Genomic DNA, 14924 nt, shown 5'->3' with positions numbered 1-14924 from the left:
CTCCATTTCCGATCATTTCCCGCCGAACAGCTGCCGTCCGGCGAGGTCGAGCATGATTTCCTCCGATCCGCCGCCGATTGCGTTGACGCGGACCTCGCGATAGATGCGCTCGACCTTCGATCCGGTGATATAGCTCGCCCCGCCCAGGATCTGCGCGGCCTCGCGCGCGACATGCTCGAGCATCTGCGTCGCCTGCACCTTGAGCATCGCGAAATCCGCCGGCTGGTCGCGGCCGTTCTCGACCGCCCAGGCGCACTGATCGACCCAGGCCTGAGTCGCGGCGATGCGGCGCGCCATGTCGGCCAGCTTGATGCGGATCGACTGGTGCTTGACCAGCGGCTTGCCGAAGGTCTCGCGGCTCTGCGCCCATTCGGCCGCTTCCTTCAGGCACACCCGCGCATAGGCGCAGCAGCCCATCGCCATGCCGAGCCGTTCGCTGTTGAAATTGCGCATGATGCCGATGAACCCGCCATTTTCCGGCCCGATCAGGTTCTCGGCCGGCACCTTCACATCCTCGAAATAGATGGCGGCGGTGTCCGAACAGCGCCAGCCCATCTTGTCGAGCCGGGTGCGGGTGACGCCGGGCGCGTCCATCTCGATCAGCAGCAGCGATATGCCGCCCGCGCCAGCGCCTCCGGTCCGCACCGCGCAGGTCAGCCAGTCGGCGCGCATCCCTGAGGTGATGAACATCTTGGAGCCGTTGACGACAAAATGGTCGCCCACGCGCTCGGCGCGGGTCTTGAGATTGGCGACGTCCGAGCCGCCCGAAGGCTCGGTAATGCCGAGCGCGATGATTTTCTCGCCCTTGAGCACCGGCGGCGCGACGCGCTGCTTCAGCGCCTCGCTGCCCAGCGCCAGCACCGGCGGCAGGCCGATGCCGTGCGTCATCAGCGAGGCCGAAAGCCCACCGGCGCCGACGGCCGCCAGCTCCTCGGTCTGGGTGAGGCCATGGAAGATATCGAAGCCGTCCGAATGCCCGCCATATTGTTCGGGGTAGCGCAGGCCGAGGATGCCGGCCTCGGCTGCCTTGCGGTGCAGCTCGCGCGGCAGCTCGCCATCGGCCTCCCATTGATCGATATGCGGCGCGATCTCGCGCGCGACGAAGCGGCGGACCGATTGCGCCAGCGCCTCATGGCTGTCGTCGTAAAAAGGCGAGCGCGCGCGCCAGCTGTCGAAATCGGTCAAATCATCCTCCCCTTCGTGTCGTTGCAGCCGAAATTCCGGGCCCGTTACAGCTTTGTCAATTCCTCGATGTTAATCGGAAGGGCGATGGCCGGGCCGCCAGGGCAGAGGGACCCATGATGCAGCAGGACGCAAACAGGCTGGAAATAGCGCGCTCGGGCACCGGGCGCTTTCTTGATTCCGCGCTCGAAACGCGCTTCGTCACCGGCGAACGCCAGGCGCGCGTGGTCCACATGCGGCTGTTTGCGGGCTTTCTCGCGGCGATGCTGATCGGCTATGCGCTGGTCAATCCGCTCTATTTCTCGCGCGCCGACGAGCTCAAATTCTCGGTGTTGCTGCTGCCGACGCTCGCGATCCTGGCGGGCTTTGCCGGGGCGACCTTCTGGCGCGGCTATGCCACCAGACCCATCATCGATTTCGCCAGCCTGCTCGGCGTCGCGTTCCTCATCATGGCGGAAAACGCGCTGCTCTACGAGGAAATGCAGCGCGAACATGTCCAGCTGCATGCCTCGATCGCCATCAATGGCCTGATCGTCATGGCCTTTGCCGCGATCGCCTTTGCCGGGCAGACGCGCTGGTTCGCGGCCTGGCTGGCCTCGCATGCGGCGGTCTATTTCACCGTCGTCGGGCTCACCGCGACCCACCTCGTGCCCGCGATCTACGCGCTGCTGGCCTATCTCACCAGCGCGGCGGTGATGGTGCTGCTCAACTGGTCGGTCGGCCAGGCGCACCGGCAGAGCTTCCTGCTGTCCGATGCGCTCTCGGCGGAAAAGGCCAAGACCGAGGAACTGCTGTTCAACGTGCTGCCGCCTGCGGTGGCCGAACGGCTTAAGGCCGGACAGGTGGTGGCCGATGCCTATCCCGATGTCTCGGTGGTGTTCATCGACATTTGCGGCTTTTCCGACCTGTCACGGCGGATTTCACCAGGGCATCTGGTCGACCTGCTCAACGCCTTCTTCCTGCTCGCCGACAAGTGCGCCGCCGAAACCGGGGTGGAGAAGGTCAAGACGATCGGCGACGCGTATCTCGCAATCAGCGGCGGCAACAATCCTGCGCACAACAGCGCCGATGCCGCGATCCGCTTCGGTGAGGCGGTCATCGCCGGGCTTCCCGCACTGCGCGCCGCGACCGGCATCGACCTGCACATCCGCGTCGGCATCCATACCGGCCCGGTCGTCGGCGGGGTGATCGGCGAGACGCGCATGGCCTATGACTATTGGGGCGAGACGATGAACATCGCCGCCCGGATCGAGGGCACCGCGCATCCCGATGGCATTTCGGTGTCCGAGACCACCTGGCTGCGCGGGCGCGGCGACCGCCATTTCGAGCTGCCCGAAAAGATCACGCTCAAGGGTGTCGGCGAAGTGCCCGTCTTCCGGCTGGCCAGGGAACAACCCGGCGGCGAGATCATCCGCCTCGCGATTTAACGCTTCGCAGGCGGGGCGTCCCGAAATCGTCCAGCCGCAATTCAGGGCTTTCATGGCGGGTGCGATTGGCGTTAGTTTAACGCCATGGCAACCATTCTCATCGTCTTTTGCGGCATCATCAACTTTGCGCTCCACCGCGCGACGATGGAATCGGCGCACCCCATGGCCGTGCAGATGCGCGCGCTGTTCCAGGGCTTCATGCGCGGCTATGGCAGCTACATGCTCGAATATCTGATCCTGCTGTCGGCGCTCAGCTTCGCGGCACTGGGCTACACGATCGCGCTGCCTGCCTATATCGTCTATACTGGCATGAACGGCCTTGCCGGCTGGGCGATCCTCACCGGCAAGATCTGAAGCCCTGCGCCTTACGCCGCGACCGCCTGCTCGCTGTCGGGCGAGGCGGCAGCCAGCAGCCGCTTTTCCAGCGTCTTCAGCCGCGACTTGCTGTCGATCTTGTCGCCCAGCAGATCGGTGACATAGAAGGTGTCGACCGCGCGTTCGCCATAGGTCGCGACATGCGCCGAATGGACGATGCATTTCAGGTCGAACAGCGCAAAGGCGAGGCGGTTGAGCAGCGCCGGCCGGTCGAGCGCGTTGACCTCGACCACGGTGAAACGGTTTGACGCCTTGTTGTCGACCAGCACATTGGGGGCGATGCTGAAGGCCTCGGCGCGTGGCCGGGCGACGGGCCGGGCAATCAGCCGCGGGGTCAGCGCGACGCGGTTGGCCAGCGCATCGGCGATCGCGGTCTTGAGTCGCGCGATCTGGCTTTCCTCCATGAACGGACGGCCCAGCGGGTCCTGCACCAGGAAATTGTCGAGCGCCATGCCGTCGCGCCTTGTGTGGATGCGCGCGTCGATGATGTTGCCGCCGGCAAGATGGATGCCGCCCGCGATACGGTAGAAAAGCCCGGGATGGTCCGCCGCGCTTACCGTCACCAGCGTGGCGCCGCGCGCGGGATAGAATTCGGCCGCCACGGTCAGCGGTTCGCTGTCATGCGCATCGATCAGCTGCAGGTTCTGCGCGATGATGTCCTCGGGCTCGGCGATCCAGTATGCATCGTCGAGCTTGCGCGCCAGCTGGACGAAACGGCCCTCGTCGATGCCGAGCGCGGCGCGCGCTGCATCCTGCTTGGCGATGACGCGTTCGCGCCGGCCATGCTGCTTGTGGCCCAGCCGCAGCACCTCCTCGGTCGATTCGAACAGGGTGCCGAGCAGCTGGCGCTTCCAGCTGTTCCAGATGCCCGGTCCCACCGCGCGGATATCGACCACGGTCAGCACCAATAACAGCTTGAGCCGCTCGGGGCTCTGCACCATGGCGGCGAAATCGGCGATGGTCTTGTAATCGGTCAGGTCGCGCTTGAACGCGGTGGCCGACATCAGCAGGTGATAGCGCACCAGCCAGGCGACCTGCTCGGTCTCCGCCTCGGTCATGCCGAGCCGCGGGCACAGCTTCATCGCGACCTCGGCACCCAGCACGCTGTGGTCGCCGCGCCGCCCCTTGGCAATATCGTGGAGCAGCGTGGCGACGAACAGCACGCGGCGGCTGATCAGCTTCTGCATCACGTCATAGGCGAGCGGATGGTCCTGCTTGAGCTCGCCCGACTCGATCTTCGCCAGCAGCCCGATCGCGCGGATCGAATGCTCGTCCACCGTATAATGGTGGTACATGTCGAACTGCATCTGCGCGACGACGCGGCCGAAATCGGGCACGAAACGGCCGAACACGGTCGCCTCGTTCATCCAGCGCAGCACCAGCTCGGGATCGCGCGGGCTGCACAGCACGTCCATGAACAGCGAATTGGCACGCGGATCGGCGCGGACATGCCGGTCGATCAGATGCGCATCCATGCTTGCCTGGCGCATCGCGCTGGGGTGGATCTCGACCTTGTGCCGGTCGGCAAGCTGGAAGATCTCGATCAGCCGCACCGGGTCCTCGCGGAAGAAATCGGGCCGGGGCAAAGCCAGCCGCCCGCGATCGAGAATGAAGCCGGAAAGCTTGCGCGGACGCCGCCGCAGGATCGAGGGGATGAAGCGCCGGTCGCGCGCGGCGAACTGGTCGTCGAGCTGCGCCAGGAACACGCCGGTCAGGTCGCCGACGCGTTTGGCGTTGAGGAAGAAATACTGCATGAACCGCTCGACCGCCGACTTGCCCGGGCGGTCGGCAAAGCGCATCCGCGTCGCCACCTCGCGCTGCAGGTCGAAGGTGAGCCGGTCTTCGGCGCGCCCGGTAATGTCGTGCAGATGGCAGCGCACCGCCCAGAGGAAATTGGCCGAGCGACGAAACCCGCGATATTCGGTCATGGTCAACAGGCCGGCATCGACCAGTTCGGCGGCCGAGCGCACCTGGTGGATATACTTGCCGATCCAGTAGAGCGTGTGCAGGTCGCGCAGGCCCCCCTTGCCGTCCTTGACATTGGGTTCGACGACATAGCGGCTGTCGCCCATGCGCTTGTGCCGCTGGTCGCGCTCCTCGAGCTTCTGCGCCACGAAGTCGCGCGCGGTGCCGGTAACGACATCCTTCCAGAAGCGCACCGAGGCCTCGCGATAGATGTCCTGATCGCCCCAGACATAGCGCCCTTCGAGCAATGCGGTGCGGATGGTGAGGTCGCTGCGCGCCTGGCGGACCATCTCGTCGATCGAGCGGCTGGAATGCCCGACCTTGAGGCCGAGATCCCACATCATGTAGAGCATCGCCTCGATCGCCTGCTCGGTCCAGCTGTTCTTGCGCAGCGGGGTGAGGAAGGCGATGTCGACATCGCTGTGCGGGGCCATCTCGCCCCGGCCATAGCCGCCCACCGCCGCGATGCAGAAATGCTCGCCCGCGCTGTGATTGGCGACCGGGTACTGGAAGCGCACGACATAGTCGTGGATCAGCCGCACGATCTGGTCGATCAGGAACGACTGCGCCGCCGCGCAATCGTGCCCCGCCGCCGGATTGGCATGCAGCCGCGCGGCGATCTCCGCGCGCCCCGCCGCCAGCGCCTCGCGCAGGATCGTGACGACGGGCATGCGCGCCTTGTCGCCGAGTTCGGCGGCGAACTCGGAGATGCGCGCATCGAGCGCACGGCGATCGATAATCGCGCGCTGGTTGGCAACGGGGTTCATGGCAAGCAGCGATACAGGCGCAAGGTTAAGGTCAGGTGGCGGCTCCCGCTTCGGCCTTGGCGGCGGCCTGATAGGATTTGCGCAAGCTGACCTTGTCGATCTTGGCGGTGCCCAGACGCGGCAGCGCCTCGGCGCTCTGCCACAGGCGCGCGGGCACCTTGAATGCGGCAAGCTGGCCCGCAAGGAACTCGGTGAGCTGCTCGTCGTTCAGGCTGGCGCCTTCGCGCACCACATAGACCGCGCCGACGATCTCGCCAAAGCGCTCGTCGGGAATGCCGAACACGCTCGCCTCGGCAATGTCGGGATGCGCGTAGATCGCCGATTCCACCTCGACACAGCTGATATTCTCGCCGCCGCGGATGATGATGTCCTTCTTGCGGTCGACGATGAACAGATAGCCGTCGGCGTCGAGATAGCCGAGGTCGCCGGTGCGGAAATAGCCATCGGGCATGATCGCGGCCTTCGTTGCCGCCTCGTTGTTCCAGTAACCGAGGAAATTGGCGACCGAGCGGATCGCGACCTCGCCCACCTGGCCCTGGGGCAGCGGGTGGCCATTATCGTCGAGGATCGCAAGGTCCACCAGCGGGCGCGAAGCCTGGCCGGTGCTGTCGGGCTTGGCCATGTAATTCTCGTTGAAATTGCCGCAGCCCACGCCGTTGGTCTCGGTGAGGCCATAGCCCAGGATCGGGAAGGCCCAGTCCATCGTCTCCTTGATGCGCTTGACATGCTCGACCGGACGCGGCGCGCCGCCCGCGGCAAAGGTGACGCAGGTCTTGAGGTCGTACTTGTCGCGATTGGGGTGCTGCGCGATCTCGTAGCTCATCAGCGGAACGCCGACGAAATAGCTGATCTTCTCCTTCTCGATCAGCCGCATCGCCTCTTCGGCATCCCATTTGGGCATCAGGACGAGCTTGCGGCCGATGACGAAGCTCTGCAGCAGCACCGGCACCTCGGCGGTGACATGGAAGAGCGGCACGTTGAGCAGGGTGGCAGGCTGGCCTTCGGGCGGCTTGCCCTGGCGGGTGACGATGTTCAAGGCCATCAGCGTCTGCGCGACATAGCTGAACACGCCCTGGACCACGCCGCGATGGTCGGAATAGGCCCCCTTGGACTGGCCGGTCGAACCCGAGGTGAACAATATGGTGGCAAGATCGTCGCCGGTCAGTTCGGGCAGTTCGGTGGCGGCATCGCCGCCGGCTTCGAGCACCGATGCCAGCCCCTTTTCGGGCGGACCGTCATGGCTGATCACGACCACGCGGGCATTGCCGGTAGCCCCGCATTCGGCGATCCGCTTTGCGCAGCGATCATCGGCAAGCACCAGCGTGCAATCGACATCGGTGATCCCGGCGCACAGTTCGGGGCCCTGCCACCAGCCGTTCAGGAGCGTCGCGACGCCGCCCGCCATCAATATGCCCATATAGGCGATGATCCAGTTGGCCGAGTTGCGCGCGGCAATGCCCACCCGGTCGCCCTTCTTGATGCCATGGCCCGCGACCAGCGCAGCGGCGACATGGCGCGCGGCGGCATAGCTCTGGCCGAAGGTCAGGCGCGTCTCGCCATCGACCAGAAACTCGGCATCGGCATGCTGCATGCAGAAATAGGCAAAGAAATGCGACAGCGCAGGCGGGGCCGACGCGATCATGGGCAGTTTCTGGCCGTATTTCTCGAATGTCGTCAGCGGGAGCATCCCTCCTTCGCCGGTCAGCGCCTGGATGGCTTCATCCATCATCTGGTCCAGCTCGGTCGCCATCAAAATCTCTCCTCTTTCGCTTGTGCTTGCCTGCCCTTATGAAGGGGAAAACCCTTGGGGAAAAGCCTTGATCCTGCCCATTTCGGCGCTAGCCGCCAACATTGTCGCCAGCGCGAGCGCCGCCGTCGCCAAGTCCGCGATCCGGTTCGAGGAGCTGGGCCTGTCGCCGGTCGCGCTGCAGATCGGGTCGTTCCAGCTGAAATGGTACAGCCTGGCCTATCTGTTCGGCATCCTGATCGGCTATTGGTACATGGGCAAGATGCTCAAACAGCCCGGCGCGCCGATGGCGCAGCGCCATGCCGACGACCTGATGCTCTATTGCACGCTCGGCATCATCCTGGGCGGCAGGCTGGGCTATGTCACCTTCTATCGCCCCGATCTCTACGCGACCCCGCTCGAGGTGTTCAAGGTCTGGGAGGGCGGCATGTCCTTTCATGGCGGTCTGATCGGCGTGCTGCTCGCGATCGCCTACCTGACCTGGCGCAACCGCTTAAGCTATCTGCGCGTCGGCGATTATGTCAGCTGCGTCGTGCCGCTCGGCCTGCTCTTCGGACGGCTCGCCAATTTCGTCAATGCAGAGCTCTGGGGCCGCCCGACCGACGTGTCCTGGGCGGTCATCTTCCCGACCGATCCCGACGGCCTGCCGCGCCATCCCAGCCAGCTGTACGAAGCGGGGCTCGAAGGGCTGGTGCTGGGCCTCGTGCTGATGGTGCTGTTCTGGAAGACCGATGTGCGCCACCGTCCCGGCTTTCTGGGCGGCCTGTTCCTGGCGGGCTATGGCGCCGCGCGGTTCATCGTCGAATATTTCCGCAATCCCGATGCACACCTCATCGAATTTGCCGAACAGACGGGGATGAGCATGGGCCAGTGGCTGACCGTGCCGATGATCCTGATCGGCCTATATCTGATGGTCTCCTCGCGCGGACGCACGGCCAAGCCGCTGCCCGCCACTGCCTGAACCCATGGACGAGACCGAAGGGGAGGGGGCAGCGCCGCAGGGGCTCGAGGCCGTCTTCAAGCGGCTGATCGGCGCGACCGGCCCGATCAGCGTGGCGCATTACATGGCCGAGGCCAATGCGCATTACTACAACCGGGCCGATCCGCTCGGCACCACCGGCGATTTCATCACCGCGCCCGAGATCAGCCAGATGTTCGGCGAGATGATCGGTCTGTGGCTGGCCGATCAATGGCAGCAGGCGGGCAAGCCGGCGCTGTGCCATTATGTCGAATTCGGACCCGGCAGGGGCACGCTCGCCGCCGATGCACTGCGCGCGATGGAGCAGTTCGGCTTTCGTCCGAAGGTGCATCTGATCGAGGGCAGCACCGCGCTGCGCATGGCGCAGAAGCTGAGCGTCCCCGGCGCGACATGGCATGACGGGCTCGACAGCGTCCCGCGCGAGGGGCCGCTGCTGATCGTCGCCAACGAATTTCTCGACGCATTGCCGGTGCGGCAGATCGTGCGCACCGAAAATGGCTGGCGCGAGCGGGTGGTGGTGCACAATGGCGAGCGCTTCCTGCCGGTCGCAGGCGCGAGGCCCATGGATTCTGCGGTCCCGGCGGAGCTCGCCGACAGCCCTGAAGGCACGATCCTGGAGAGCAGCCCGGCGGCAGCCAGCATGGCGTACGAGATCGCCGCGCGATTGAAGGCGCAGGGCGGCGCGGCACTGTTCATCGATTACGGCTATGCCGAGCCCCGGACGGGAAGCACGTTGCAGGCGGTGCGCGCGCACCGGAAGGTCGATCCGTTCGTCGATCCGGGGCTGGCCGATCTTACCGCCCTGGTCGATTTCCCGCAGCTGAAGCGCATCGCTCTGGCGGGCGATGTCGATTGCCATGGTCCGTTGGGGCAGGGCGACTGGCTGATGGCGCTGGGCATCGCGCAGCGCGCGGCGGTGCTCGCCAAGGGGCAGCCTGCCAAGGCGAACGAGATCATGACCGCGCTCGACCGGCTGGTCTCGCCTGAACAGATGGGGACACTGTTCAAGGTCATCGCCTATCGCGGCCCAGGCTGGCCGGTGGGTGCGGGGTTTGGGGGAGCATCCTGACTTTATCGTCATTCCCGCGAAGGCGTGAATCCCGCTTTTTCAGCACGGCGCCCCAGTGGCAGGACCCCCGCGTGCGCAGGGGTGACGGGTGCAGATGGCAATTGGCCTAGGCCGCTGCGCGTTTCAGCCGGTCGTTGATCGCGTCGCCCATGCCGCCCATCGGGACCGGCGCGATGGCGATTCGCGCGTGGTCGCTGGCATCGGCGCGGTGGAGCGCAGCGTAGAGGTTCGCCGCTGCCTCGGCGAGATCGCCTGACGCCGAGAGCGTGTCATCGCCCACCACATTGCCGAACCCGATCAGCCACTCATCCGCATCCGCCGCCACAGCGCCCAGCCTGAGCGGCTTGCCCGGCGCATAATGGCTGGCAAGCTGGCCGGGGGCCTCGATGCGCTGGTCGGCAAGCGGGATCGGCGGTTCGCCGAGCAGCGCGGCGATCGCCTCCGGATCGATCGGGCCGGGGCGCAGCAGCTGCCAGCCCGCCGGTTCGTCGCCCAAGTTGCGCAGCGCAACTATGGTCGATTCGAGCCCCGCCCGGGCCGCGCCGCCATCGACGATGAGGTCCAGCCCCTCACCAAGGCTTGCCGCGACATGCTCGGCTCTGGTCGGGCTGATCGCGCCCGAGCGGTTGGCCGACGGCGCGGCGAGCCTCAGCCCGCTCGCCGCCAGCACCGCGCGCATCACCGGGTGCGCCGGGCAGCGCAGCGCGATGGTCGATAGCCCGGCGGTGACCGCCGGGGCGATTCCCGCCCCTTCCCGCAGTGGCAGAACCAGCGTCAGCGGACCCGGCCAGAAGGCGGCAGCCAGTTTTTCTGCGCGCGCACCAAAAATCGCAATCGCCCGTGCGCCTTTCAGGTCGGGCACATGCACGATCAGCGGGTTGAAATCAGGCCGGCCCTTGGTGCGATAGATCGCCGCTACGGCATCCGCGCGCGCGGCATCGGCGGCCAGGCCATAGACCGTTTCGGTTGGCAGTGCGACGGGCCTGCCCTCGCGCAGCATCGCCGCCGCGCGCGCGATCCCGGCGGCGTCGGCGGGCGCAATCCTCGGGTCAGAAGGCTTGGAAGCTGGCATGTTGCTGCCTATACAGCGCTCGAACGCAAGGGACAGCAGGGAATAGACCATGACCTTCACCGCACCGACCACCGAACAGCTGTTCGTCTTGAAGACGATCACCGGCATCGAAGAACTCGCAGGCCATGAGCGCTTTGCCGAGGCGACGCCCGATCTGGTCGAGGCGATCGTCGAGGGTGTGGGCGAATTTGCCGCTGGGGAATTCGCGCCGCTCTACCGGATCGGCGACACGGTCGGTGCGCGGCTGATCGACGGATCGGTGAAGATGCCCGAAGGCTACCGGGAGGCCTACCAGCATTATGTCGAGGCGGGCTGGAGTGCCTTGAGCGCGCCTGCCGATCATGGCGGCCAGGGCCTGCCGTTTTCTCTCGCCACCGTCGCGCTCGATTCGCTGGGTGCAGCCAACATGGCCTTCGCGCTCTGCCCGATCCTCACCGTCGGCGCGATCGAGGCGCTGCACCATCATGGCAGCGACAGCCAAAAGGCGCTTTACCTTCCCAAGCTGTCGACCGGCGAGTGGACCGGCACGATGAACCTCACCGAACCGCAGGCGGGCAGCGATGTCGGCGCGCTGCGCGCGACCGCGACCCCGCGCGGCGATGGTACCTATGCGATCCGCGGGCAGAAAATCTACATCTCGTTCGGCGACCATGACATGGCCGACAACATCATCCATCTGGTGCTTGCGCGCACCCCCGACGCGCCCGCCGGGACCAAGGGCATCTCGCTGTTCCTGGTGCCCAAATACCGGCTCGATGCCGATGGCAATCCGGGCGAGGCGAACGGCATCAAGACGGTTTCGATCGAGCATAAGATGGGCATCAACGCCTCGCCCACCTGCGTGCTGCAGTTCGGCGAGGAAGGCGAGAGCATCGGCGAGCTGATCGGCCCCGAATTCGGCGGGATGCGCGCGATGTTCACGATGATGAACAATGCGCGGCTCAATGTCGGGCTGCAGGGCGTCCAGATTGCCGAGGGCGCGACGCAAAAGGCGCTATGGTTCGCGCGCGAACGCGTCCAGTCGGCGCGCGCAGGCGCAGGCCGCGATCCGGTGGCGATCATCGAGCATCCCGACGTGCGCCGCATGCTGCTGCGCATGAAGGCGGGGACCGAGGCGATCCGCGCGCTGCTCTATTACGCCTCGGGCCAAGTCGATCGCGCGAATCTGGGCGTGCCCGGCGCGCGCGAGATGGTCGACCTCTTGACCCCGCTCGCCAAGACCTATGGCACCGATCTGGGCAGCGAGATCGCCTCGCTCGGCGTGCAGATCCACGGCGGCATGGGCTATGTCGAGGAGACCGGCGCGGCGCAATATTATCGCGATATCCGCATCGCGCAGATCTACGAGGGCACCAACGGCATCCAGGCGGCCGACCTGGTCGGGCGCAAGCTCGGCATGGCTGGCGGCGATGTCGTGCGCGGCCTGATCGCCGAGGTCCAGGTCGATGCAGGCAACCACCCTGCGCTGGCCTCGCTCGCCGGCGATGTCGCAGAAGTGACCGAATACATGGTCGGTGCGAATGTCGATGACCGGCTGGCGGGCAGCTATCCCTACTGCACGATGATGGCAGTGATGACCGCAGGCTGGCTGATGCTCAAGCAGCAACGCGCCGCACAGGCGATGCTCGATGCGGGCGAGGGGAATGCCGAGTTCCTGAAAGCCAAGCTGGTGACCACGCGCTTCTATCTCGAGCGCATGGTGCCCGAGGCGAGCGGCCTCAAGGCGGCGGCGATGGCGGGCGCGGACCTGCTCTACGCGCTCGACGCCGAGGCGCTGGCGGCTTGAGCGGTTGGTGAGCGCAACCTCCACGGCCGTTTGTCCCGAGCGTGTCGAGGGACATATGCCCGAACGGTACCGAGTACGTCCCTCGACATGAGCCAAGGGCTCATGTTTATCCTGAGCGACGCCGAGAGGCGGCGTTGAAGGGCTCGGGACAAACGGGTAGGGGTACCCGGTCATGGATGAAACTGAGCTTATAGCCCGCATCGCGGCCGCGCTTGAGCGCCTCGCGCCGCCGCCGGTGCAGGTCGCGGACTGGACCGCGCACCCGGCCTATGTGTGGAGCGCGCGCGGGGCCGAGGCCGTGCTTGAGCTGAAGGCCGTCCCGCTTGAGCGCTTGCGCGGAATCGATGCGCAAAAGGCGAGCTTCGTGGAAAATGTCCATCGCCATGCCGCCGGCCAGGCGGCGCATGACGTGCTGCTCTGGGGATCGCGTGGCATGGGCAAGTCGGCTTTGGTCAAGGCAGCGGTCGCCGATGCGCAAGGTGCTGGCGCGCCGCTCGCACTCGTCCAGACCGGGGGCGAGCCCGATGCGCTGACCGGGCTGCCCGCCTTGTTCGCCGCACTGGGCGCGGTGGATCGCCGTTTCCTGGTGTTCATCGACGATATCGGCTTTGACGGCCCCGACGCGGCCAGCGCTGCGCGTTCGCTGCGGTCGCTGCTCGAAGGCGGGGCGATGGCGCGTCCAGCCAATGTCCGGCTCGCGGTCACCTCGAACCGCCGCGCGATCGTCGAGCGGCACATGGCCGAACAGGACGATCCGATCAATCCGCGCGACGCGGTCGACGATCGGCTGGCGCTGGCTGACCGGTTCGGGCTGAGCCTCGGCTTTCCCGCCTGCGACCAGAATGCCTATCTAGCGATCATCGCCGGCTATGCAGAAGCCTATGGGCTCGATTTCGATCCCGAGGACGCGCTGCTCTGGGCGCGGCAGCGAGGTGCGCGATCGGGGCGGATCGCCTGGCATTATGTCACCGAACTGGCGGGCCGCGCAGGCCGCTCACTCGATTGAGCTGCGGCGTCATGAGTGCGCTGCCGATCCTCTACAGCTTCCGACGCTGCCCGTTCGCGATGCGCGCGCGCATGGCGCTGCTGGTCAGCGGCCAGACGGTCGAACTGCGCGAGATCCTGCTGCGCGCCAAGCCGCAGGCGATGCTCGACGCCTCGCCCAAGGGCACGGTGCCGGTGCTGGTGCTTCCCGATGGCCGCGTGATCGATCAGAGCCTCGACATCATGCGCTGGGCGCTGGTGCGGCACGATCCCGAGGGCTGGCTGCAGGGCGACGACGCGGAACTGATCGAGCGCTTCGACGGCCCGTTCAAGCACCATCTTGACCGCTACAAATATCCGGGTCGCCATGGCAGCAACCCGATCGAGCATCGCACGGCGGGGCTGGAGCATCTGGAATCGCTCGAACGGCGTCTTGCCGCCAGCGCGTTCCTGTGCGGATCGACCCGGACGCTCGCCGACATCGCGCTCTTCCCGTTCATCCGCCAGTTCGCCGCGACCGACCAGGCCTGGTTCGATGCGCAGCCGCTGCCGCAGGTGCACGGCTGGCTGGCAGGACTGATCGGTTCGGACCTGTTCGCATCCGTAATGCTGCGGCTTCCCCCGTGGCAGCCGGGCGATGCGCCTACCGTGTTTGCCACCGGTTAACCGGCCTGTGCTAGGCCCTGCCGCCATGCTGACCCGCTTTCTGCCCTATCGCCTGCAAACGCGCCTGGACAACTGGCGTCACGATCGGGCTTGTCGCCCGGTGCTGGAAACCGCGCCGATCCGTCCAGCCAATGACGGGCTTGTCATCTTCTCGATGATGGGGACGGCGGTGCTGCTGCCCTATCTGGTGGCGGTCAAGTCCTTCTGGGGGCAGCTGCGGCGGGGGCGCATCGTCATCCTGTCCGATGGCACGCTCACCACCGAAGACCGCGCGGTGCTCGCCTGGCATTGCGGCAATCCCGAGATCATCGACATCGCCGATGTCGACCATAATGGCTTCCCAGCGGGCGGTGCCTGGGAGCGGTTCCTGTCGATCCTCGACCGGCGCGGCGACGATTATGTCATCCAGCTCGACAGCGACACGGTGACCCTGGGGCGTCCCGATGTCGTGGCGGATGCCATTGCCGCCAATCGCAGCTTTACCCTGCTTGGCGGTCCCGAATGGGACATCGGCGTCAAGACCTGTACCGACTATGTCCCGCCCGCGCCCGACAATCCGGGCGAGGCACGGCACATCCAGTCGCGGATGGAACGCGCGCTTGCCAGCATCCAGGGCGCCGAGCGCCATGGATACATCCGTGGCTGCGCAGGCTTTGCCGGCTTCGCGCGCGGCGGCAACGGGCGCGAGACCGCGCGCTTCTTCCATGACGAGATGGCGCGGCTGCTGGGCCACGCGGCGATGGCCGAATGGGGCAGCGAGCAGGTGACCTCCAGCTTCGTGGTCGCGAACGATCCGGATCCCGTACTGCTGCCCTATCGCCAGTACGGCAATTACTGGGCCGAGCCCTGGGATGCCGATTGCCGCTTCATGCATTTTGTCGGCGCGCACCGCCATGACGGCACCG

12 protein-coding genes are annotated in these 14924 nt (G+C 66.2%); 8 read left to right on the top strand and 4 right to left on the bottom strand.

Features of this window, described 5'->3' with window-relative positions; genetic code table 11:
• Window positions 1–12 precede the first annotated feature (12 nt).
• Window positions 13–1185, bottom strand: a complete 1173-nt coding sequence (locus AX735_RS15725; RefSeq protein WP_066282261.1) for an acyl-CoA dehydrogenase family protein — start codon at window positions 1183–1185, stop codon at window positions 13–15.
• 113 nt (window positions 1186–1298) lie between these two features.
• On the opposite strand from AX735_RS15725, the gene AX735_RS15720 reads away from it, so the two are divergent.
• Together AX735_RS15720 and AX735_RS15715 are read left to right on the top strand one after the other, a co-directional pair.
• On the top strand, window positions 1299–2609 hold the full coding sequence (locus tag AX735_RS15720; RefSeq protein ID WP_066282259.1) for an adenylate/guanylate cyclase domain-containing protein: 1311 nt from the start codon (window positions 1299–1301) through the stop codon (window positions 2607–2609).
• Window positions 2610–2693: 84 nt separating this feature from the next.
• Entirely contained in the window at window positions 2694–2963 is a 270-nt protein-coding gene (locus AX735_RS15715; protein ID WP_060980312.1) for a hypothetical protein, read from the top strand.
• An 11-nt stretch (window positions 2964–2974) separates the two neighbouring features.
• On the opposite strand, the gene AX735_RS15710 is transcribed toward AX735_RS15715, so the two are convergent.
• Window positions 2975–5716, bottom strand: a complete 2742-nt coding sequence (locus AX735_RS15710; protein WP_066282258.1) for a [protein-PII] uridylyltransferase — start codon at window positions 5714–5716, stop codon at window positions 2975–2977.
• A 31-nt stretch (window positions 5717–5747) separates the two neighbouring features.
• Entirely contained in the window at window positions 5748–7466 is a 1719-nt protein-coding gene (locus AX735_RS15705; protein WP_066282255.1) for a class I adenylate-forming enzyme family protein, read from the bottom strand.
• Between the two features lie 67 nt (window positions 7467–7533).
• Here AX735_RS15705 and lgt point away from each other — a divergent pair, with 67 nt between their 5' ends.
• Both lgt and AX735_RS15695 read left to right on the top strand, forming a co-directional pair.
• A complete protein-coding gene (gene lgt / locus AX735_RS15700) occupies window positions 7534–8424 on the top strand; it encodes a prolipoprotein diacylglyceryl transferase (RefSeq protein WP_231750142.1) in 891 nt (296 codons plus the stop codon).
• 4 nt (window positions 8425–8428) lie between these two features.
• Window positions 8429–9511: a class I SAM-dependent methyltransferase gene (locus AX735_RS15695; protein WP_066282254.1), complete on the top strand. Its 1083-nt coding sequence runs from the start codon at window positions 8429–8431 to the stop codon at window positions 9509–9511.
• Window positions 9512–9617: 106 nt separating this feature from the next.
• On the opposite strand, the gene AX735_RS15690 is transcribed toward AX735_RS15695, so the two are convergent.
• A complete protein-coding gene (locus AX735_RS15690; protein ID WP_066282303.1) occupies window positions 9618–10583 on the bottom strand; it encodes an L-threonylcarbamoyladenylate synthase in 966 nt (321 codons plus the stop codon).
• Window positions 10584–10632: 49 nt separating this feature from the next.
• On the opposite strand from AX735_RS15690, the gene AX735_RS15685 reads away from it, so the two are divergent.
• The 4 genes from AX735_RS15685 to AX735_RS15670 all read left to right on the top strand — a co-directional run.
• Window positions 10633–12369, top strand: a complete 1737-nt coding sequence (locus AX735_RS15685) for an acyl-CoA dehydrogenase (RefSeq protein ID WP_066282251.1) — start codon at window positions 10633–10635, stop codon at window positions 12367–12369.
• A gap of 172 nt (window positions 12370–12541) precedes the next feature.
• The gene (locus tag AX735_RS15680; protein WP_066282250.1) at window positions 12542–13375 is read left to right on the top strand and encodes an ATP-binding protein; all 834 of its coding nucleotides are present in this window, start codon (window positions 12542–12544) and stop codon (window positions 13373–13375) included.
• A gap of 11 nt (window positions 13376–13386) precedes the next feature.
• Window positions 13387–14019 (top strand): glutathione S-transferase, encoded by a 633-nt coding sequence (locus AX735_RS15675; protein WP_066282248.1) that lies wholly within the window; start codon window positions 13387–13389, stop codon window positions 14017–14019.
• A 25-nt stretch (window positions 14020–14044) separates the two neighbouring features.
• On the top strand, window positions 14045–14924 hold an 880-nt coding region (locus tag AX735_RS15670), incomplete at its 3' end, for a hypothetical protein (protein ID WP_066282245.1).

Origin of the sequence: Blastomonas sp. CCH1-A6, from assembly GCF_001556365.1 — a bacterium.
In the GTDB taxonomy this organism is placed as follows: Bacteria; Pseudomonadota; Alphaproteobacteria; order Sphingomonadales; family Sphingomonadaceae; genus Blastomonas; species Blastomonas ursincola.
The sequence above is the reverse complement of the archived record's forward strand: the minus strand, read 5'-3'. Positions and strand labels throughout refer to the sequence as shown.